At 70.4% G+C, this 18,970-nt stretch carries 18 protein-coding genes; 8 read left to right on the top strand and 10 right to left on the bottom strand.

Annotated features, from left to right (window positions below; translation table 11 throughout):
* Positions 1–16 precede the first annotated feature (16 nt).
* From V8Z80_RS03955 to V8Z80_RS03970, 4 genes are read right to left on the bottom strand one after another with little or no spacing between them, the layout of a single operon-like run.
* A complete protein-coding gene (locus tag V8Z80_RS03955; protein WP_336061075.1) occupies positions 17–778 on the bottom strand; it encodes a YggS family pyridoxal phosphate-dependent enzyme in 762 nt (253 codons plus the stop codon).
* Positions 779–838: 60 nt separating this feature from the next.
* Positions 839–1,969 (bottom strand): class I SAM-dependent methyltransferase, encoded by a 1,131-nt coding sequence (locus V8Z80_RS03960; RefSeq protein ID WP_336061076.1) that lies wholly within the window; start codon positions 1,967–1,969, stop codon positions 839–841.
* Between the two features lie 21 nt (positions 1,970–1,990).
* Positions 1,991–2,743: an SDR family NAD(P)-dependent oxidoreductase gene (locus V8Z80_RS03965; protein WP_336061077.1), complete on the bottom strand. Its 753-nt coding sequence runs from the start codon at positions 2,741–2,743 to the stop codon at positions 1,991–1,993.
* Positions 2,744–2,756: 13 nt separating this feature from the next.
* Complete coding sequence (locus V8Z80_RS03970) at positions 2,757–3,602, bottom strand: fumarylacetoacetate hydrolase family protein (protein WP_155196763.1); 846 nt, start codon at positions 3,600–3,602, stop codon at positions 2,757–2,759.
* 147 nt (positions 3,603–3,749) lie between these two features.
* On the opposite strand from V8Z80_RS03970, the gene V8Z80_RS03975 reads away from it, so the two are divergent.
* A complete protein-coding gene (locus tag V8Z80_RS03975; RefSeq protein ID WP_155196762.1) occupies positions 3,750–4,751 on the top strand; it encodes a LysR family transcriptional regulator in 1,002 nt (333 codons plus the stop codon).
* Between the two features lie 33 nt (positions 4,752–4,784).
* Positions 4,785–5,282, top strand: coding sequence for an acyl-CoA thioesterase (locus V8Z80_RS03980; RefSeq protein ID WP_155196761.1), 498 nt, complete (start codon positions 4,785–4,787; stop codon positions 5,280–5,282).
* Here the strand turns inward: V8Z80_RS03980 and V8Z80_RS03985 are convergent.
* From V8Z80_RS03985 to V8Z80_RS04000, 4 genes are all read right to left on the bottom strand, one after another.
* Positions 5,263–5,694 (bottom strand): hypothetical protein, encoded by a 432-nt coding sequence (locus V8Z80_RS03985; protein WP_155196760.1) that lies wholly within the window; start codon positions 5,692–5,694, stop codon positions 5,263–5,265. The two genes, V8Z80_RS03980 and V8Z80_RS03985, sit on opposite strands and share 20 nt — an antisense overlap.
* A 228-nt stretch (positions 5,695–5,922) precedes the next feature.
* Positions 5,923–8,106 carry a TonB-dependent receptor family protein gene (locus V8Z80_RS03990; protein ID WP_336061078.1) on the bottom strand — a complete coding sequence of 728 codons (2,184 nt, stop codon included), beginning with the start codon at positions 8,104–8,106 and terminating at the stop codon, positions 5,923–5,925.
* A gap of 50 nt (positions 8,107–8,156) precedes the next feature.
* Positions 8,157–8,777, bottom strand: coding sequence for a DUF2239 family protein (locus V8Z80_RS03995; protein WP_336061079.1), 621 nt, complete (start codon positions 8,775–8,777; stop codon positions 8,157–8,159).
* 76 nt (positions 8,778–8,853) lie between these two features.
* The gene (locus tag V8Z80_RS04000; protein WP_155196758.1) at positions 8,854–9,747 is read right to left on the bottom strand and encodes a LysR substrate-binding domain-containing protein; all 894 of its coding nucleotides are present in this window, start codon (positions 9,745–9,747) and stop codon (positions 8,854–8,856) included.
* 145 nt (positions 9,748–9,892) lie between these two features.
* Here V8Z80_RS04000 and V8Z80_RS04005 point away from each other — a divergent pair, with 145 nt between their 5' ends.
* Positions 9,893–11,092, top strand: coding sequence for an MFS transporter (locus tag V8Z80_RS04005; RefSeq protein WP_336061080.1), 1,200 nt, complete (start codon positions 9,893–9,895; stop codon positions 11,090–11,092).
* 22 nt (positions 11,093–11,114) lie between these two features.
* Here the strand turns inward: V8Z80_RS04005 and V8Z80_RS04010 are convergent, their stop codons facing one another.
* Positions 11,115–11,408 (bottom strand): hypothetical protein, encoded by a 294-nt coding sequence (locus V8Z80_RS04010; RefSeq protein ID WP_336061081.1) that lies wholly within the window; start codon positions 11,406–11,408, stop codon positions 11,115–11,117.
* Between the two features lie 96 nt (positions 11,409–11,504).
* On the opposite strand from V8Z80_RS04010, the gene V8Z80_RS04015 reads away from it, so the two are divergent.
* Together V8Z80_RS04015 and V8Z80_RS04020 are read left to right on the top strand one after the other, a co-directional pair.
* Positions 11,505–12,446 (top strand): LysR substrate-binding domain-containing protein, encoded by a 942-nt coding sequence (locus tag V8Z80_RS04015; RefSeq protein WP_336061196.1) that lies wholly within the window; start codon positions 11,505–11,507, stop codon positions 12,444–12,446.
* A gap of 144 nt (positions 12,447–12,590) precedes the next feature.
* Entirely contained in the window at positions 12,591–14,000 is a 1,410-nt protein-coding gene (locus V8Z80_RS04020) for an APC family permease (protein WP_155196756.1), read from the top strand.
* Between the two features lie 60 nt (positions 14,001–14,060).
* Here the strand turns inward: V8Z80_RS04020 and V8Z80_RS04025 are convergent, their stop codons facing one another.
* The gene (locus tag V8Z80_RS04025; protein WP_155196755.1) at positions 14,061–15,161 is read right to left on the bottom strand and encodes a LacI family DNA-binding transcriptional regulator; all 1,101 of its coding nucleotides are present in this window, start codon (positions 15,159–15,161) and stop codon (positions 14,061–14,063) included.
* A gap of 169 nt (positions 15,162–15,330) precedes the next feature.
* Here V8Z80_RS04025 and V8Z80_RS04030 point away from each other — a divergent pair, with 169 nt between their 5' ends.
* The 3 genes from V8Z80_RS04030 to V8Z80_RS04040 all read left to right on the top strand — a co-directional run bounded on the left by V8Z80_RS04030 (position 15,331) and on the right by V8Z80_RS04040 (position 18,960).
* A complete protein-coding gene (locus V8Z80_RS04030; protein WP_336061083.1) occupies positions 15,331–16,314 on the top strand; it encodes a Bug family tripartite tricarboxylate transporter substrate binding protein in 984 nt (327 codons plus the stop codon).
* A gap of 4 nt (positions 16,315–16,318) precedes the next feature.
* Positions 16,319–18,076 carry an L-arabinonate dehydratase gene (gene araD / locus V8Z80_RS04035; RefSeq protein ID WP_155196753.1) on the top strand — a complete coding sequence of 586 codons (1,758 nt, stop codon included), beginning with the start codon at positions 16,319–16,321 and terminating at the stop codon, positions 18,074–18,076.
* A gap of 71 nt (positions 18,077–18,147) precedes the next feature.
* Positions 18,148–18,960: an HpcH/HpaI aldolase family protein gene (locus V8Z80_RS04040; RefSeq protein WP_336061084.1), complete on the top strand. Its 813-nt coding sequence runs from the start codon at positions 18,148–18,150 to the stop codon at positions 18,958–18,960.
* Positions 18,961–18,970 lie beyond the last annotated feature (10 nt).

Genomic DNA, 18,970 nt, shown 5'->3' on the forward strand with positions numbered 1-18,970 from the left:
GCCCGGCGGCCCGGCTTCAGGCCTTTTGCGCCGGTCCCTCCGGCCAGTAATAGGCGTCGCCATACTGGCGCGCCCCGAACAGCGCGGTGCCGATGCGCACCTCGGTCGAGCCCTCCTCGACCGCGCATTCGAAGTCGCCGCTCATGCCCATGGACAGGCGATCGAGCGAGACGCCGGCGATGCCCAGCTCGCGCACGCGGTCGCGCAGCTGGCGCAGCGAGCGAAAGCACGCCCGCACGGCCTGGGGGCTGGGCGAATTGATCGCCAGCGTCATCAGCCCGCGCACCCGCAGCGTGTCCATGCGCGCCACCTCGCGCAGCAGCGGTTCGAGCGCCTCGGGAGCCAGGCCGTACTTGCTGGGTTCGGTCGAGGTCTTGACCTGCACCAGCACGTCGATGGCCCGGCCCTCCTGCTGCAGCCGCCGGTCCAGCGCCTGGGCCAGTTCCAGCCGGTCCAGCGACTGCACCTCATGGGCCAGCCTGGCCACGTCCTTGGCCTTGTTGGTCTGCAGATGGCCGATCATCACCCATTGCACGCCGCTGTCGGCCAGCGGCTCGTACTTGTCGCGGATTTCCTGGGCCTTGTTCTCGCCGAAACGGCGATAGCCGGCCGCCACCGCCTCGCGGATGGCCGGCACCCCGAAGGTCTTGCTGACCGGCAGCAGCGCGACGCCGGCCGGGTCGCGGCCGACGCGCCGGCAAGCCGCGTCGATGCGCGCGCGCAGCTGCGCGGCGCGGCCGGCAAAGGTGGAAGGATCGGAAGTCGCGGTATCTGCCATGCTGTTCCTTGCCTGCGGAGAAATAGGGCAAAGATCCAAGTGTATCGGGCCGGCGCGGGCTCAGGCCGCGGCCAGCCGCCACAGCGACGTCGTCTCGGCCGCGCGCGCGGCATGCAGCGGGTCGGCCGCGTCCTGCGCCTTGCCGTGCACGGGCCGCGCGTCCAGCCGGCCCGCCACGCGCAGGCCGCCGGCCTCGATCCAGCCCAGCAGCTGTTCGCGGGTGCGCAGGCCCAGATGCTCGGCGATATCGGACAGGATCAGCCAGCCTTCGCCGCCGGGCGCCAGGCGGGCGGCCAGGCCGGCGAGAAAGCCGCGCAGCATGCGGCTGTCCGGGTCGTAGACGGCCTGCTCGACGGTGGACGTGGGGCGGGCCGGCACCCACGGCGGGTTGCACACGATCAGGGGCGCGCGGCCGGGGGGAAACAGGTCGGCGGCCAGCAGCGTGACGCGGTCGGCCAGGCCCAGGCGCCCGATGTTCTCGCGCGCGCATTCGAGCGCCCGCTCGCTGATGTCCGTGGCCACGATGCTGGCCACCCCGCGCCGGGCCAGCAGCGCGGCCAGCACGCCCGTGCCGGTGCCGATATCCCAGGCCAGCTGCGCGCTGCCGGCCGGCAGCGGCGCCTGGGCGGCCAGCCGCAGGTATTCGCCGCGCAGCGGCGAGAACACGCCATAGTGCGGATGGATGTGCGCCTGCAGCTCGGGCACCGGCACGCCCTTGCGGCGCCACTCGAAGGCGCCCACCAGCCCCAGCAGCTCGCGCAGCGACGCCACGCACCGCTGGCCGCCGGGGCCCCAGGCGGCCTGGCAGGCCGCCCTCAGGTCGGGCGCGCGGCGCAGGGCCACGCCATAGTCGGCCTGCAGCTCGATCAGCAGCATGCCCAGCGTGCGGGCGCGCTGCGCCTGCGCCATGCGATGGCGGTTGAACCGTTCGGCGCCCGCGCCCTGCGGCGGCTTGCGGGCGCGCTTGTCGATGCGCCGGGCGATGGCCTGCAGCAGCTGGCGGGCATTGTGGAAATCGCCCCGCCACAGCAGTCCGGTGCCTTCGCTGGCCAGCCTGAACGCCGTGTCGGCCGGCATGGCGTCGTCGGCCGGCACCACGCGCCGGGGGGCGGCGGCGCCCGATTCGCTGCGCCAGCGGGCGCGTTGCGGCTGGCCGTCCTCGGTCCAGTCCAGGTAGGCGGGCTCGTTCACGTGCACCTTTTGCTCAGGCCCTCAGTAGGTGGCGCGCCCGCCCGACAGGTCGAACACCGCCCCGGTGGTGAAGGAGTTTTCCTCGGACACCAGCCAGGCCACCATGGCGGCGATTTCCTCGACCTTGACGAAGCGCCCGCGCGGGATCTTCGAGAGCATGTAGTCGATGTGCTGCTGCGACATCTGGTCGAAGATCCGGGTCTTGGCCGCGGCCGGCGTGATGGCGTTGACCGCCACGCCCGAGCCGGCGGTTTCCTTGCCCAGGCTCTTGGTCAGCGCGATCACGCCGGCCTTGGAGGCGCTGTAGGCCGCCGCGTTGGGATTGCCCTCCTTGCCCGCGATCGAGGCGATGTTGACGATGCGGCCATAGTTGCGGGCCACCATGCCGGCGATGACCGTCCGGTTGACGTGGAAGGTGCCGGTCAGGTTGACCTCGATGACGCGGCGCCACTCGTCGGGCGGATACTGCGCCACGGTGGCATTGGCCCCGGCGATGCCCGCGCTGTTGACCAGGATGTCGATCTCGCCCAATGCCGCGGCGGTATCGTGCGCGGCCTGCTCGACCGCCGCCAGGTCGGTGATGTCCACCGTGTAGCCGCGCACCTGTCCCAGCGCGGCCAGGCCGCTTTCGGCCTGCGCCAGCTCGCGGGCGTCGCGGTCCCACAGCGCCACGCGCGCCCCGCCCTGCGCCAGGCGCTGGGCGATCGCCAGCCCGATGCCGGCCGCCCCGCCGGTGACCACCGCCGTGCGGCCCTTGAAGTCGTACTGGTTCATGCGCGGCCCTCCGTCAGGCGTTGACCACGCGCTGGCGCTGCTCGCCCAGGCCGTCTATGCCCAGGCGCATCACCTGCCCGGCCTTCAGGTACACCGGCTCGGGCTTCTGGCCCATGCCCACGCCCGGCGGCGTGCCGGTGGAAATCACGTCGCCCGGATACAGGGTCATGAAGCGGCTCAGATAGGCCACGATCTGCGGCACGCGAAAGATCATGGTCGAGGTGCTGCCGTCCTGGTAGCGCTTGCCGTCCACCTCCAGCCACAGGCGCAGGTTGTGCGGGTCGGCGATCTCGTCCCTGGTGACCAGCCAGGGGCCGGTGGGGCCGAAGGTATCGCAGCCCTTGCCCTTGTCCCAGGTGCCGCCGCGCTCGATCTGGTATTCGCGCTCGGAGACGTCGTTGACCACGCAGTAGCCGGCCACGTAGTCCATGGCCTGGTCCTCTTCGATGTAGCTGGCCTGCCGGCCGATGACCACGCCCAGCTCGACTTCCCAGTCGGTCTTGGTCGAACCGCGCGGGATCTTGACGTCGTCGTAGGCGCCGACCACCGCCGACTGCCATTTGTTGAAGACCACCGGCTCGGCGGGCACGGGCAGGCCCGACTCGGCCGCATGGTCGGCGTAGTTCAGGCCGATGCAGACGAACTTGCCGATGCTGCCCACGCAGGGCCCCAGGCGCACCGAGGCATCGACCGCCGGCAGGCCCTGCAGGTCCAGGGTCTTGAGCGTTTCGTATTGCTGGCTGGCCAGCAGCTTGCCGTCGATGTCGTGCACGATGCCGGACAGGTCGCGGATCACGCCCTGCGCATCCAGGATGCCGGGCTTTTCCTGGCCGGCGGGGCCGTAACGTAGCAGCTTCATGTAGCAGTCTCCTCTGTTGATGACGAACCCCCGGCGTGCGCCGGACGCGCGGCCCGGGGACGCGGGTGGATAATTCCGCTTGGCGGGCAGTGTAAGAAGACGCCCGCGGCCTGACTACTGACATTTGCCATACTACGGGATAACCCGATGTCATCTCCGGACTTACCCTCGCTGCACGCCATCAGCTCGCGCCTGCGCTTTCGCCAGCTGCGCCTGCTGCTGGCCATCGACGAGACCGGCTCGCTGCATCGCGCGGCCGATCTCATGGCCATGACGCAGCCCGGCGCCAGCAAGGCGCTGCGGGAACTAGAGGAGATCTTCGGCACCGAGCTGTTCGTGCGCAGCACGCAGGGGCTGCAGGCCAACGACATCGGCCGCTGCGTGGTGCGCTATGCGCGGCTGATCGGCACCAGCCTGGACAACCTGCGCGAGGAGATGACCGGCATCCTGCGCGGCCACGGCGCGCGCCTGGCCGTGGGCGCCATCGCGGGCGCCTTGCCCACCGTGCTGCTGCAGGCGGTGGAACGCTTCCGGCAGGCCCAGCCCTCGGTATCGATAGAGATCGTCGAAGGCACCAGCGCCCGCCTGCTCGAACTGCTGGGCAACGGCCAGCTCGACCTGGCGATCTGCCGCACCTCGGTCAGCGCCCGGCCCGAGCGTTTCGAGTTCGAATGGCTGCACGACGAGCGCATCGGCGTGGCCGCCGGCCCCCGGCACCGCCTGGCCCAGGCGCGCGCGGTCAGCCTGGCCGAACTGGCGGCCTGCCCCTGGGTGCTGTTTCCCAGCCAGATGCCGCTGCGCACCCTGCTCGAGCGCGAGCTGATCGAAGCCGGCCTGCCGTTTCCGCAGCACGCCATCGAGACCTCCTCGACCTTCGCCAGCGTGCTGCTGCTCTCGGAAAGCCGCGAGCTGGTCTCGCTGTTCTCGGCCGAAACCGTGGACTTTTTCGCCCGGCATGGCATGCTGCGGCGCCTGCCCATCGAGATCGGCGCCCGTGCCGAGCCCTGGGGCGTGGTGCGCCGGCGCGGCTCGCCGCCACTGCCGGCCGCCGCGCTGCTGATCGATGCGATCCGCCAGGCCGCGCAGGCGTTCCAGGCGCCGCCCGCCTCGCACGCCGCGCCGGTGGCGGCTGCAAGCCGCGGCCCTTAAAATTCGCGCTTTCGCAACCCGGGGCCGCCCAGCATGAACGAATCCAGCCACCAGCTTTCCATGACGATCCTGATGACGCCGGACATGGCCAATTTCGCCGGCAACGTGCACGGCGGGGCCATCCTCAAGCATCTGGACCAGGTGGCCTACGCCTGTGCCAGCCGTTATGCCGGGCGCTACGTGGTCACGCTGTCGGTCGACCAGGTGATCTTTCGCCAGCCCATCCACGTGGGCGAGCTGGTCACCTTCTATGCCTCGGTCAACTACACCGGCCGCACCTCGATGGAAGTGGGCATCAAGGTGGTGACCGAGGACATCCGCCAGGGCCTGGTGCGCCATGCCAACAGCTGCTACTTCACCATGGTGGCGGTCGATGACGAGCGCAATCCCGTGCCGGTCCCGCCCCTGCCGCTGGCCACCGAGGAAGAACGCCAGCGCTACGCCGCGGCGCAACTGCGCCGCGAGCTGCGCCAGGAAATGGAAAAGCGCCAGCACGCCATCAAGAGCCGGGTCAGCGGCGAGCAGCGCTGAGCCGGTCCAGCTGATCGCGCACGTCGTACTGCCTGCGGCGGGCATGCAGGGCGCTGCGCGTGGCGCGGCGCAGCGCCGCGGCCTGCAGCGGCCAGGGCGTCACGCAGGCGTGGCCCAGCTCCTGCACCAGGCGGTCGGTCAGGCCGCGCTCGGCGCCGTCCTCGCAGGGCAGCAGCACGAAAGGCATGTCCGACCAGACCGGCTGGCTGGCCAGCCATTGGCACAGCGCATTGCGCGTATCCCCGATCAGCGCCTCCTGGGCGGCGACCACGCAGCCGGCGCCCTGTTCGAGATTGCGGACCAGTTGCCCCGGCTCCGGGCAGGTCCGGGTGTTCATTCCGTCTTCGCCAAGGATCTCGGCGATCCAGCGCGCTTCACGGCCTGACTGCGCCAGGATAAGCACATCTTCCATCTTGTTGTCCGGGATAGGCGCGGCGGGCCCGGGGGCCGAACGGATCGCGCCGGCAAGGCATCGGCTCGAAGGTAGCAAATCGGCCTGCGCGCGCCATTGCAGGATGCCCCGCGCGGTGGCCAAATGTAAGGGCCGCGGGCCTGCGCCGCCGGGCCGCGCACAATCCGAAACCAAAGCCTGCCGCGCCGCGGCGCGCCCGCCACAGCGGCCCAGGCAGGGACCCGCCCTTCAGAACGTGTACTGCACGCTGGCGCCGGCGTACCACGACAGGCCCGGCCCCGGCTCGTAGAAGCGGCCATTGCCGTCGCCCACGATGACCGAGCCCACGTAGTCGCGGTCCAGCAGGTTGTCCAGCCGCAGCAGCTGGGTGAAGGTCCAGGGGCCGCTGCGCTGCTCGAACTGCGCGCGCCAGTTGAGCAGGCCATAGGCCGGCGCGGGCCGGCGGTCGATATCGCCGGGACGGCCGTTGTTGCTGTCGTCCACGTAGACCTTGCCGCGATAGACCGCCTCCAGGCCGGTGCTGACCCAAGGCCGCGGCGACCAGGTCAGCTCGGCATAGGCGCTGACGGCCGGCACGCCCGGCAGCTTGTTGCCGCGCGAGACGGTATAGGCGTCGGCGCCGCTGCCGCTGCGAAAACTGCTGGCATAGGTGGCGTCCAATAGGGTCAGGGCGGCGGCGGCCCGCCACTGGCTGTGCAGGCGGCTGTCTATGGACAGCTCCAGCCCGCGCCGCCGCGTCTTGCCGGCGTTCTGGTAGACGGTGCGCCCGCCCTGCGCCAGGGCCACCACCATCTCGTCGTCGGTATCGACCTGGAAGACCGCGGCATTGAGCTGGGTCCGCTCGCCCAGCAGCGCCTTCACGCCCGCCTCCACCTGCCGGCTGCGCGAAGGCCGCAGCCCGTGGTTGAACCCCCCGTCCTGCGTATAGGCCAGCTCGGCCAGCGAGGGCGTCTCGAACCCCCTGCCCGCGCTGACGTAGGCCTGCACCGACGGCGCGAGCGCGTAGCTGACGCCGGCGGCCGGGGCATACATGCTGTAGCGCTGCGAGCCGCTGTCATCGCCATTGCCCGGCGCCACGTAGCGATCGTCCACGCGCGTGCGCACCGAGCTATGGCGCAGGCCCGCCAGCACGGTCCAGCGGCCCGCTTCCCAGCTGGCCTGGACGTAGGGATCGACCGCGGTGACGGTATCGGTTTCGTCGCGCCGCAACCGGCCCCGCACGCCCAGCTGGCTGCCCACGAAGTTCTCGTAGCCCTGGCGGTCGTCCTGGCTGCGGTCGTAGGCCAGCCCGCCGGTCACGGTCAGCTCGCCCTGGCCCAGGCGCAGCGGCTGCTGCCAGCGCAGGTCGGCGCCGTGGAAGCGGCGCTCGAAATCGATCACCCCGCCCGCATGGGTGGGGTTGTTCTGCGGGGCCTGGGGAATCGCCAGGTACTGGATCACCCGCCGCGTGCCGGCATAGGCGTTCAGCTGCAGCGTGCCGGCGCCGATGCGGTGTTCGTATTGCAGCCCGCCCTGCCGGTGGCGGATGCTTTTGCGCGTGTCGAACTGCAGGGCCTGCGGGGCCACCGAGCGCGGATCCTGCCGGTACTGCGACCACGACAGGCCCAGCGGGTCCTGGGTGTCCTTCTGGTCCAGGCTGCTGAACACCAGCGCCAGGCGGCTGCCCGGGCCCGGCTCCAGGTTGATCTTGGCAAAGGTCTGGTCGCGCCGCACGGCGCTGTGGTCGCGATAGCCGTCGCTGGAAAAGCGCGAGGCATCGAGCACGAAGCCCACGCCGTCCATGCTGCCTTCGGCGCCCAGCCTGCGCTTGAACAGGCCGTCGCTGCCCGCCAGGCCCTCGGCCGTCAGGCGCGGGCGGCCCTGCCCATCGCGCGAGAACACCTGGATCACGCCCCCGGCATTGCTGCCATAGAGCGTGGCCATGGGGCCGCGCAACACCTCGATGCGGTCGGCGGTATCCAGGTTGAAGGTGGCGGCCTGCCCCTGGCCGTCGGGCGTGCTGGCGGGGATCCCGTCGGTATAGAGCTTCAGGCCCCGCACGCCAAAAGGCGTTTGCGCGCCGAAGCCGCGCGAGGAGATCTGCAGGTCCTGCGCGTAGTTCTGGCGGTTCTGCACCACCAGGCCGGGCACGCGCGCCAGCGCCTCCGAGGCATTGATGCGCAGCTGGCCGTCGCCGATCCGGCGGGCATCCACGCTATCGACCGAATACGGCGCCGTGAAGCTGGATACCTCCCGATACGAACCCGATACCACCACGGGCGCCAGCTGGGCGGGGCCGGCCGGCCCGCCCGCCTGGGGCGGCTGGGCCCGCGCCGGCATCCAGGCCAGCTGCGCGGCCGCGGCCAGGCACGGGCACAGGACGCGCAGCACCGGCGGGGATCGGCGCGCGGCGGGCGGGCAGGATGGGGGCATCGTCTTTCCTTGTGCGGCGGAACCGGCGCCCATCCAGGCGGCGGTTCGGTTCAGGGATGGGCCGGGGCCTGGACCTCGAAGGCCGCCAGGGCCAGCCGCGCGGCATGTGCGCGGATATCGACCGGCCAGGCCGAAATATGTTCGCGAAAAGCCGCGGCATCCCCGGCATACAGCGCCCGGCTGGCCGCCTCGTAGCCCGGCAGATCGCCCGCCATGGCCATCATGAAGCGGTCGCAGGCGGCCTGGGCCTGGCGCACTTCGTCCTGCCAGGCGGTCTCGCGCCGGGCGGCGTCCACCAGCTTACGCAAGGTGACCGATGCCCCGCCGGGCTGCGCCGCCAGCCACTCCCAGTGGCGGGGCAGCAGCGTGATTTCGCGCGCCACCACCCCCAGCTTGGGCCGGCCGGGCCCGCGGGCGGCCGGCGGCGGCGCGGGCTCGGCCGGGCCGGGGTCGGCCGGCAGCCGGGCCAGGACCTCCTGCTCGCTGCCGCGCAGGTCCAGGTCCACCGGCCGGCCCGTGCGGTCATCGAAAATCAGCACCGCCTGCGCGGGATCGCGCGCCGGATCGGCGAGAAACTGGCGGGCCGCCAAGGCCACGCTGCCCAGGGAACCGCAAGCCAGGCAACGCTCGCCGGCAAAGGCCGTATAGCCATGTCCGTGATGGGCCTGCATGCTCGTCTCCCGTATGGTTACGACACCCAGATTGTACCCGGATTAAATTACTTCCGAAGTTTTCATCCAAAATATTTCAGAGCAGCCCCTCCATGCGAGCCTGCATGAAGTCCAGGAAACAGGCGATGCGCGCCCCCAGCGCGGTGTTGCGGTAATAGACGGCGTGGATGGGCTGGCGGCTGTCCACGGTGTCGCGCATCAACACCTGCACCAGGTCGCCGCGGGCGCGGTCCTCGCGCGTCATGAAGTCGGCCAGGCACACCAGGCCATGGCCTTGCAGCGCCAGCTGGCGCAGGGTCTCGCCGCTGCCGGCCTGCACCGTGGGCCGGATGCGCAGGGTCTCGCCCCCGGCGTGACGCAGCGGCCAGTGGTTCAGGATCTCGGGCTGGGTAAAGCCCAGCAGGCTGTGCTGCGCCAGCGATCCCGGATCGCGCGGCCTGCCGTGGCGCTTGAGATAGGCCGGGCTGGCCAGCACCCGCAGCCGGCTGCTGCCCAGGGGCCGCGCGTGCAAGGTGGAATCGCCCAGCGCGCCGATGCGGATGGCCACGTCGGTGCGCTGCTCCAGCAGGTCGATATAGGTTTCGTCGCTATGCAGCTCCAGGGCGATGGCCGGGTACAGCGCGCGGAACTCGGCCATCAGCGGCACCATCACGTGCAGCATGAAAGGCGTGGCGGCGTTGACGCGCAGCCGCCCGGCCGGCTGCTGGCGCCGCGCGGCCAGCGTGCCTTCGGCGTCCTCCACGGCGTGCAGGATGGCGCGGGCGCGCTCCAGGAACTGCCCGCCTTCCTCGGTCAGCTCCAGCCGCCGGGTGGTGCGCCGCAGCAGATTGGTCTGCAGCTTTTCCTCGAGCCGGCTCAGGGCGCGGCTTACGCCCGACACGGTTTGGGAAAGCTGTTCGGCCGCGGCGGTGATCGAGCCGGTGTCCACCACCGCCACGAAGGCGGCCAGTTCGTCCAATGTCGTTTTCATTCTTGAATTCTAGGCAAATATCTTCTGCCCGAAACAGCGTTTCTTGAAAGAAAAAGCGGGCCAATACTTTCGCTGTCCCGCGTGCCCGGCCCCGCCTGTCTGGCGGTCCCCCGGGCGCGCCCCCCGTTTCGCCTGGATACGCATCATGCCCCTCGCCCTGTTCGCGCTGACGCTCAGCGCTTTTGCCATCGGCACCACCGAATTCGTCATCGTCGGCCTGATCCCCACGCTGGCCGCCGACCTGCAAGTCAGCCTGCCTTCGGCCGGCCTGCTGGTCAGCCTTTACGCCGTGGGCGTGGCGGTCGGCGCACCCGTGCTCACCGCCCTGACCGGCCGGCTGCCGCGCAAGGCCCTGCTGCTGGGGCTGATGGTGCTGTTCACCGCCGGCAACCTGCTGGCCTGGCAGGCGCCGGGCTACGAGTCGCTGGTGGCCGCGCGCGTGCTCACCGGGCTGGCCCATGGGGTGTTCTTCTCGATCGGCTCGACCCTGGCCACCAGCCTGGTTCCCAAGGAGAAGGCCGCCAGCGCCATCGCGCTGATGTTCTCGGGCCTGACCGTGGCCCTGGTGACCGGGGTGCCGCTGGGCACCTTCATCGGCCAGCACTTCGGCTGGCGCGCGACCTTCCTGGCGGTATCGGCGCTGGGGCTGCTGGCCTTCGTGGGCAGCCTGCTGTTCGTGCCGCGCCAGCTGCCGCGCGGCACGCCCGCCTCGCTGCTGCAGCAGGCCCGGGTACTGGGCCAGGGCCGGCTGCTGCTGGTCTATGCCATGACGGCGGTGGGCTACGGCGGCAGTTTTGCCGCCTTCACCTTCCTGGCGCCCATCCTGCAGGAGGTCTCGGGTTTCACGCCCGGGGCGGTCGGCCTGGTGCTGCTGGGCTACGGCGCTTCGGTGGCCGTGGGCAACATCTGGGGCGGACGGCTGGCCGACCGGCTCGGGCCGGTGCCGGCGCTCAAGCGCATCTTCCTGGCGCTGGCCGGCGTGCTGGCCGTGCTCGGCGTCACGGCGCACCATCCGTGGCTGGCGCTGGCCACCGTGCTGGCCTGGGGCGCCTTCGCCTTCGGCAACGTGCCGGGCCTGCAGCTGTACGTGGTGCGCCAGGCCGAACGCCACGCGCCCCACGCCGTGGACGTGGCCTCGGGCCTGAACATCGCCGCCTTCAACCTGGGCATCGCGCTGGGCGCCTGGGGCGGCGGCCTGGTGGTGCAGCACCTGGGCCTGATGCATACCCCTTGGATCGGCGCCCTGGTCGTGCTGGCAGCGGTGGCGCTGACGGCCTGGAGCGGCCGGCTGGACGCGCGCGAGCAAGCCGCCACCGGCACGGCGCCTGGCGCGGCGGCCTGCTGAAGGCAAGGCCGCCACGCCAGGTCTACAGGTGCAGGCGATGCCAGCGCATCTGGTCGGCCTCGCGCTCGTGCCGCGCCCTGGCCTGTGCCTGCAGCCACGCCGGCGCGCCGATATCGGCCAGCACGTGCGGCTCCAGGCCTTCGAGGGCGGCGCTGGCGTGTTCCCAGCCCTGCTCGCCGGCTCCGGCTGGCGCCGGGCCTGCCGGTGCGCGCCAGCGGGCGAGCCAGGCCGCCAGCCGGCGCAGCAGCGGGACCGGCGCGGCGCTTTCCTGCCTGGTGCAGGCCGGATCGAGGGGACGGGCGGGGGCAGGGTGCATGGTGGCTCTCCCAAAGTCGCGATGACGACACACTGGTCAGCTTATCTGTCCACCTCCACGCTGGATATCAAATTGTTTTGCCCAACTTGGTCGGCTATTCTTACCAGAATGACCCGCCTGCCCCTGAACGCCCTGCCCGCCTTCCAGGCCGTGGCCGAACGCGGCAACCTGCGCGCCGCGGCCCATGCCCTGCACCTGACCCACAGTGCGGTCAGCCAGCAGCTGCGCGTGCTCGAGACCCAGCTGGGCTTTGCCCTGTTCGAGCGGCGCGGCCGCCGGCTGGTGCTCAACGCCGCGGGGCAGGCCCTGCTCGGCCCGGTGCAGGAGGCCTTGCGCGGGCTGGAAGCGGGCAAACAGGCGGCCCTGGCCGCCGCGGGCCAGCGCCAGGCCCGCCTGCGCGTCTCGGTGCTGCCCTCGTTCGCCCAACGCTGGCTGCTGCCGCGCATGCAGCGCTGGCGCGCCCAGCATCCCCACCTTGCGCTGGAGATCGACGCCTCGCAGCGGCCGGTGGACCTGCAGCGCGAGGACTTCCATGCGGCCTTGCGCCAGGGCGTGGGGCCCTGGCCGGGCGTCGTGTCCGAAGCCTTGTTCGAGCAGCCCATGCCGTTTTTCGTGGTCGGCTGCGCCGTCGACGCGCGCAGGCTGGTGCACGCCGGCACGCATGCGCTGCTGCACGAGCCCTTGCTGGGCGAGGCCGAGATCTGGCGCTTGTGGTTCGCCGCCGCGGGCGTGCGGGCCGACATCACGCCGGTGGCCGTCTTCAACGACACCGGCCTGATGCTGCAGGCCGCCGAACAAGGCCTGGGGCTGGCGCTGGTGCGCGAGCCGCTGGCCGCCGATGCGCTGCGCGAGGGCCGGCTGATCAAGGTATCGGACATCGCCCTGCACCACGACGTGACGGACAACTATCACCTGCTCTATCCCCCGGCGCTGCGCGACTGGCCCGCGCTGCAGGCGCTGCGCCTATGGCTGCGGCACGAAATCGCGCTGTCGCGCCAGGCCTTGCAAGCATCGGAGCGGCCCGCGCCCGGCGCTTGAATAACGGTGCCGGGCCGCCCGCCCGGGCGCCACAACTGGACATCTCCTGTCACCGCTCGTTCGCCTCGGGCGCCGCGCCGCTTCGTAGACTTGCTTTCACGAAGATGTCGGTCCAGCCCGGGCCGGCGCATGCGGAGAACGACGATGGCCACAGCGGCAGCCCCATCCGGGCCCCAGGACAAGGATCACACGCCTCTCAAACGCGTCATGGGGCCCAAGCTCCTGCTGCTTTTCATCGTCGGCGACATCCTGGGCACCGGCATCTATGCCCTGACCGGACAGGTGGCCGCCGAGGTCGGCGGCGCGGCGTGGGCGCCCTTTCTGGTGGCTTTCGCCGTGGCCTTGCTCACGGCCTTCTCGTACCTGGAACTGGTTACCAAATACCCGCGCGCGGCCGGCGCTGCGCTGTACGTGCACAAGGCCTTCGGCATCCACTTCCTCACCTTCCTGGTCACCTTCACGGTGATGTGCTCGGGCCTGACCTCGGCCTCGACCGCCTCGCAGGCCTTCTCGGCCAACATGTTCCGCGCCCTGGGCATCGACGCCGACCCGGGCCTGGTCACGATGGGCGCGCTGGGCTTCATGCTGCTGGTCATGGCGATCAACTTTCGCGGGGTTTCCGAAAGCGTCAAGGCCAACGTGGTGCTGACCCTGGTCGAGCTCACCGGCCTGCTGCTGGTGATCGTGCTGGGCTTTTACGCCATCGCCGGCGGCCAGGCCGACTTCTCGCGCGTGGTGGCCTTCGACACGCCCGAGGACAAGAGCGTGTTCCTGGCCATCACCTCGGCCACCGCCCTGGCCTTCTTCGCCATGGTCGGCTTCGAGGACTCGGTGAACATGGCCGAGGAAATCAAGGACCCGCACCGGATCTTCCCCAAGGTCATGCTCAGCGGCCTGGCCATCACCGCGGTCATCTACGTGCTGGTATCCATCTGCGCCGTGGCGCTGATCCCGGTGGGCGAGCTGGCCGACAGCGACACCCCGCTGGTGCTGGTGGTCGAGCGCGCCGCGCCCGGCCTGCAAATGGACGTGGTCATGCCCGTCATCTCCATGTTCGCCGTGGCCAACTCGGCCCTGATCAACATGATGATGGCCAGCCGCCTGCTGTACGGCATGGCGCGCCAGGGCGTGCTGCCGCGCTTCCTGTCGCGCGTGCATGCGCGCAACCGCACGCCCTGGACGGCCATCCTCTTTACCACTGCGCTGGCCTTCGCGCTGATCGTGCTGGTATCGCTGTCCGACTCGCCCGCCATCCGCTCGCTGGGCGGCACCACGGCGCTGCTGCTGCTGGCGGTGTTCGCCTTCGTCAACGTGGCCGTGCTGGTGCTGCGCCGCCATAAGGTCGAGCATCCGCACTTTCGCATTCCCGCCGTCCTGCCGGTGATCGGCGCGGTCACCTGCCTGTTCCTGGTCACGCCGCTGACCGGGCGCGACGTCATCCAGTACCACGTGGCCGGCTGGCTGCTGGCGCTGGGCGTGGTGATGTGGGGCCTGACGCTGCTGTTTCACCGCAAGGACGCCGGGCATATCGATCCGGAGACGCTGAACGAGTAGCGCTCGGCCCTGATCCGGCGGGAGATGGCAAACGTGACGCTGGCAGGCAGGCGCCAGGCGTCAAGCCATGACGCGAGAACTCTCGCGCACCACGAGCCTGCAGGGCACCAAGTGCGTTTCGGGCGGGCGCTGCGGGTCGGGATGGGCCACAAGATCGGTGACCAGCCGGGCCACGGTAGCCCCGATGCGATAGGGCTCCGGCTTGACGGTGGTCAGGGTCGGCTCCAGCCACGAGCCCACCGCCGCATCGCCAAAGCCGGCCACCGCACAATCGCGCGGCAGGCGCAGCCCCAGCCGTCCCGCCTGCAGAATAGCCCCGGCCGCCATGTTGTCGCTGGCGAAAATGATGGCCCGGGGCCGCTGGGCTGCGGGCTCGGCGGCGTAGCGGGCGAGCAGGTCCGCGCCCGCCTGCATTTCGTCCTCGCTGTCCGAATACTGCACGTCGGGCACCAGGCCCGCGTCGCGCATGGCCGCCTCGTAGCCCAGCGTGCGCTGGCGGGCGCGGAAATCCTGGGCCACGTTACGCACCGCAAAACGGATGCGGTGCACGCCCTGCGCCAGGAAATGCTCGGTCAGCTGCACACCGACCTCGGAATGCGGGAAACCCACCTGGTGAAACGGCCGTCCCGGCACCACGCCCCAGGTTTCCACGACCGGGCTGCGCAAGGCGCGCAGCGCCGCCTCGGCCTGCGGCTCGTGATCGTCGCGCGTCACGATCAGGGCGCTGGGATGCCATCCTGCGAACGCCTCGATGGCGCGCGTTTCACGCTGGCGCGAATAGTTGGTGTTGGCCAGCAGCAGTTGCAAGCCGCCTTCCTCCAGGCCTTCGCTCATGCCCCGCACCAGTTCCGCGAAGGTGACGGTGGCGGTGTTCTGCATCACCGCCCCGACCACCCGGCTCTGTGCCGAGGCCAGCCGACCTGCCATCTGGCTGGGCACGTAGCCTGTCTCGGCGATGACCTCGCGCAGCCGGGCCTGCATGGCTTCGGAGACCTTGTGCGGCGCACGGAAGTATCGCGAAACCGTGATGGACGAAACCCCGGCCAGCGCCGCCACGTCGTGGATGGTGTACTGCCCCAGCTTGCGGCGCGGCGAGCGGCGTCTTGGCGCGGCCGGCTCCTGTCCGGCATCGGGCGCGGGCCCGTCGATCTGTGGCGTCATGGTTTACCCGTAGCGTGGTTCTAGCCGGTTGACGATCCCGGCCCCCAACTATACAGTTCAAACCAATGTTACCGGTGACATAAGGCGTGCGCCGCGCCCTTCCCGTCCCGCGAAACCTGCCGCAGGCCGGCGGCGGACCCACGAATATCCACCGGCCAGGAGACAAGCCATGACCTTCGCGCATCGCATCCGCCTGGCGTTGGCCTGCCTGGCGGCAATGGCCGCCGGCGCCGCGCCCGCGGCCCCGCAAGCCTATCCCGAACGCCCCTTGACCCTGGTAGTGCCCTATCCGGCCGGCGGTGTGGCCGACCAGATCGCGCGCCCCATCGCCCAGGCCCTGGGCCAAAGGCTGGGCCAGCCGGTGGTGATCGAGAACCGCGCCGGGGCCAATGGCAACATCGGCTCGGTATACGTGGCCCGCCAGCAACCGGCCGACGGCTATACCCTGCTGCTGGGCTCGCTGAGCACCCTGGCCATCAACCCCCACTTGTACAAGTCGATGGGCTACGACCCGCTGCAAGACCTGCAGCCGGTCTCGCTCACGCATCAGATGCCCAACGTGCTGGTGGTCGGTCCCCGCACGCCTTATCGAAGCGTGGCCGACGTGGTGGCGGCCGCCAAGGCCGACCCGGGCGGCCTGGTGTACGGCTCGGCGGGCAACGGCAACACCATGCACCTGACCGGCGTGCAGTTTCAGCAGCAAAGCGGCACGCAGCTGCTGCACGTGCCGTACAAGGGCGGCCCGCCCGCCCTGAACGACGTGATGGCCGGCCAGATCCCGATGATGTTCAACAACCTGCCGGCGGTGGTCGCCTTCCATCGCGCCGGCCGTGTACGGGTGCTGGCGGTCGCGGCCGACCAGCGTTCGCCGCTGCTGCCGGACGTGCCCACCATGGCCGAGGCGGGCGTGCCCGGCGTGGTCACGACGGTTTGGAACGGGCTGCTGGTGCGCCAGGGCACGCCGCCCGCCATCGTCCAGCGCCTCAACGCCGAGCTGCGCGCCGTGCTGCAGGATCCCGCCTTCCAGGCGCCCTTGCAAGCCCTGGGCTACGAAGTGCTCTGGTCTACACCCGAGGCCATGCAGACGCTGATCCGCACAGACTCCGAAGCGATGGCGCAGACCATCGAGCAAGCCGATATACGCATAGATTGACCGCATGAAGACATCTCCCCGCAAGACCCTGCAGTCGCTGCGCAGCCAGCGCTGGTTCGCCGCCGACGACATCCGCGGCTTCGCGCACCGCCAGCGGATGCAGCAGCAAGGCCTGGCGCGCGAAGAGTTCATGGGCCGGCCGGTGATCGGCATCCTGAACACCTGGAGCGAGCTTTCCCCCTGCCACGCGCACCTGCGCGAGCGCGCCAACGCCGTCAAGCGCGGCGTGCTGCAGGCCGGCGGCTATCCGCTGGAGCTGCCCGCGATGAGCCTGGGCGAAGTCATGGTCAAGCCCACGACCATGATCTACCGCAACTTCCTGGCCATGGAAACCGAGGAGCTGCTGCGCAGCCTGCCGCTGGACGGCGCGGTGCTCATGGGCGGCTGCGACAAGACCACCCCCGGACTGGTCATGGGCGCCCTGTCCATGGACATCCCGGCCATCTTCTGTCCGGCCGGGCCCATGCTCAATGACCGCTACCGGGGCCAGCCGGTCGGCGCCGGCACCCACACCAAGAAGTACTGGGAGCAATACGCCGTCGGCAACATAGACCAGCAGGAATGGATCGGCCTGGAGGCCCGCATGACGCGCGCACCGGGGACCTGCAACACCATGGGCACGGCCAGCACCATGACCGCCATCGTCGAAGCCATGGGGCTGGCGCTGCCGGGCGCCAGCAGCATTCCGGCCATGGACGCGGGACACAGCCGCATGGCGTGGGCCTGCGGGCAACGCATCGTCCAAATGGTCTGGGAAGACCTCAAGCCTTCGCGCATCGTCGACAAGGCCGCCCTGATGAACGGCGTGGCCGCGTACATGGCCCTGGGCGGATCGACCAACGCGGCCGTGCACCTGCCCGCCATCGCCGGCCGCGCCGGCCTTGCGCTGGGCCTGGACGAACTGGATGCGGTGGCCCGGCGGGTGCCCGTACTGGCCAATCTTTTTCCCTCGGGCAATGCGCTGATGGAGGATTTCCACTATGCCGGGGGCTTGCCCGCGCTGCTGAACAAGATTCGCGACGAACTTGCGCTGGACTGCCTGACGGTCACCGGCAAGACCCTGGGCGAGAACATAGCGGGCCGCCTGAGCACCGACGACGAAATCATCCGAGACCGCTGCCGGCCGCTGGTAGCCGCGCCCGCGGATTGCCCCGAGGCGGCCATGGCGCTGGCCGTGCTGCACGGCAACCTGTGCCCCGACGGCGCGGTGATCAAGCCCTCGGCCGCCAGCCCCGCCTTGCTGCGTCACCGGGGCCGCGCCCTGGTGTTCGACTCGAATGCCGAACTGCTGGCCGCGGTCAACGACCCGGACCTGGACGTGGATCAAAACACCGTGCTGGTGCTGCGCAACGGCGGGCCCGTGGGCGCGCCCGGCATGCCCGAATGGGGCAACCTGCCCATTCCCAAGAAGCTGCTCAAGCAAGGCGTGCGCGACCTGCTGCGCATCTCCGACTCTCGCATGAGCGGCACGCACTACGGCACCTGCGTGCTGCACGTGGCCCCCGAATCGGCGGTGGGCGGACCGCTGGCGCTGGTGCGCAGCGGCGACACGATCGAGCTGGACATCGGCCGGCGCCGGCTGGACATGCTGGTCGACGAAGCCGAACTCGCCCGCCGCCGCGCGGCCTGGCAGGCACCGCAGACCGCCTATGTGCGCGGCTACACGCGCATCTACCAGCAACAGGTCAGCCAGGCGGACAAAGGCTGCGATTTCGAGATCCTGAGCGGCAACGCCCCCACGCCCGAACCGCCCATCTACTGAACCCAACGCGGCCGGCGCACCGCAAGCGCCGGCCGCCCGGCTTTCTCCCTTTCCGCACAGGACGGATCCCCATGGCAGCATCGCGAGACATACTCGAAAACCCCTTCAAGCAACGCCTGGCCCAGGCCGACGGCGTGCCGCTGGGCACCTGGCTGATGAGCGGCGCGCCGGCCAGCGCCGAGGCGCTGGGCCGGCTGGGCTACGACTGGCTTCTGGTAGACCAGGAACACGTGCCGATCGATGCGCGCGACACGATGCAGATGCTGCAGGCCATCGAAGCGGCCGGCACGGCGGCCGTGGTGCGGCTGGCGGCCAACGACCCTGTGCTGTTCAAGCGCGCGCTGGATCTGGGCGCGCGCACGGTCATGGTGCCCTTCGTCGACAGCGCCCAGGACGCGCGCCGGGCCGTCTCGGCCAGCAAGTATCCGCCGCAAGGCACTCGCGGCTTTGCCGCCGTGGTGCGCGCCAGCGGCTACGGCACCGCCGCGGACTATGCCCGGCGGGCAAACGACTCGGTCTACACCATCATCCAGATCGAGACGCCCGCGGCCGTGCAGGCGCTGGAGGAGATCGCCGCCGTGCCGGGCGTGGACGCCCTGTTCCTGGGCCCGGGCGACCTGTCGGCCAATATGGGGCATATCGGCGACATCACCCATCCCGACGTGCAGGCCATCATCAAGGACGTCGCGCAGCGCTGCCGCAAGCTGGGCATTCCCTGCGGCATCGTCGGCCCCACGCCCGAAGTGGTGTGCGGTTTCGTCCAGGCCGGCTACGCCTTCGTGGCGGTGGCCTCGGACATGGCGATGATGCTGCGCCAAGCCACCGCCTGGATGCAAACCATGAAGCCGGCCTTGACGGGCGGCTTCGAAAGCTCGGTCTATTGAAAACCAACAA

The organism is Orrella sp. JC864 (assembly GCF_037026685.1).
Lineage (GTDB): Bacteria > Pseudomonadota > Gammaproteobacteria > Burkholderiales > Burkholderiaceae_B > Orrella.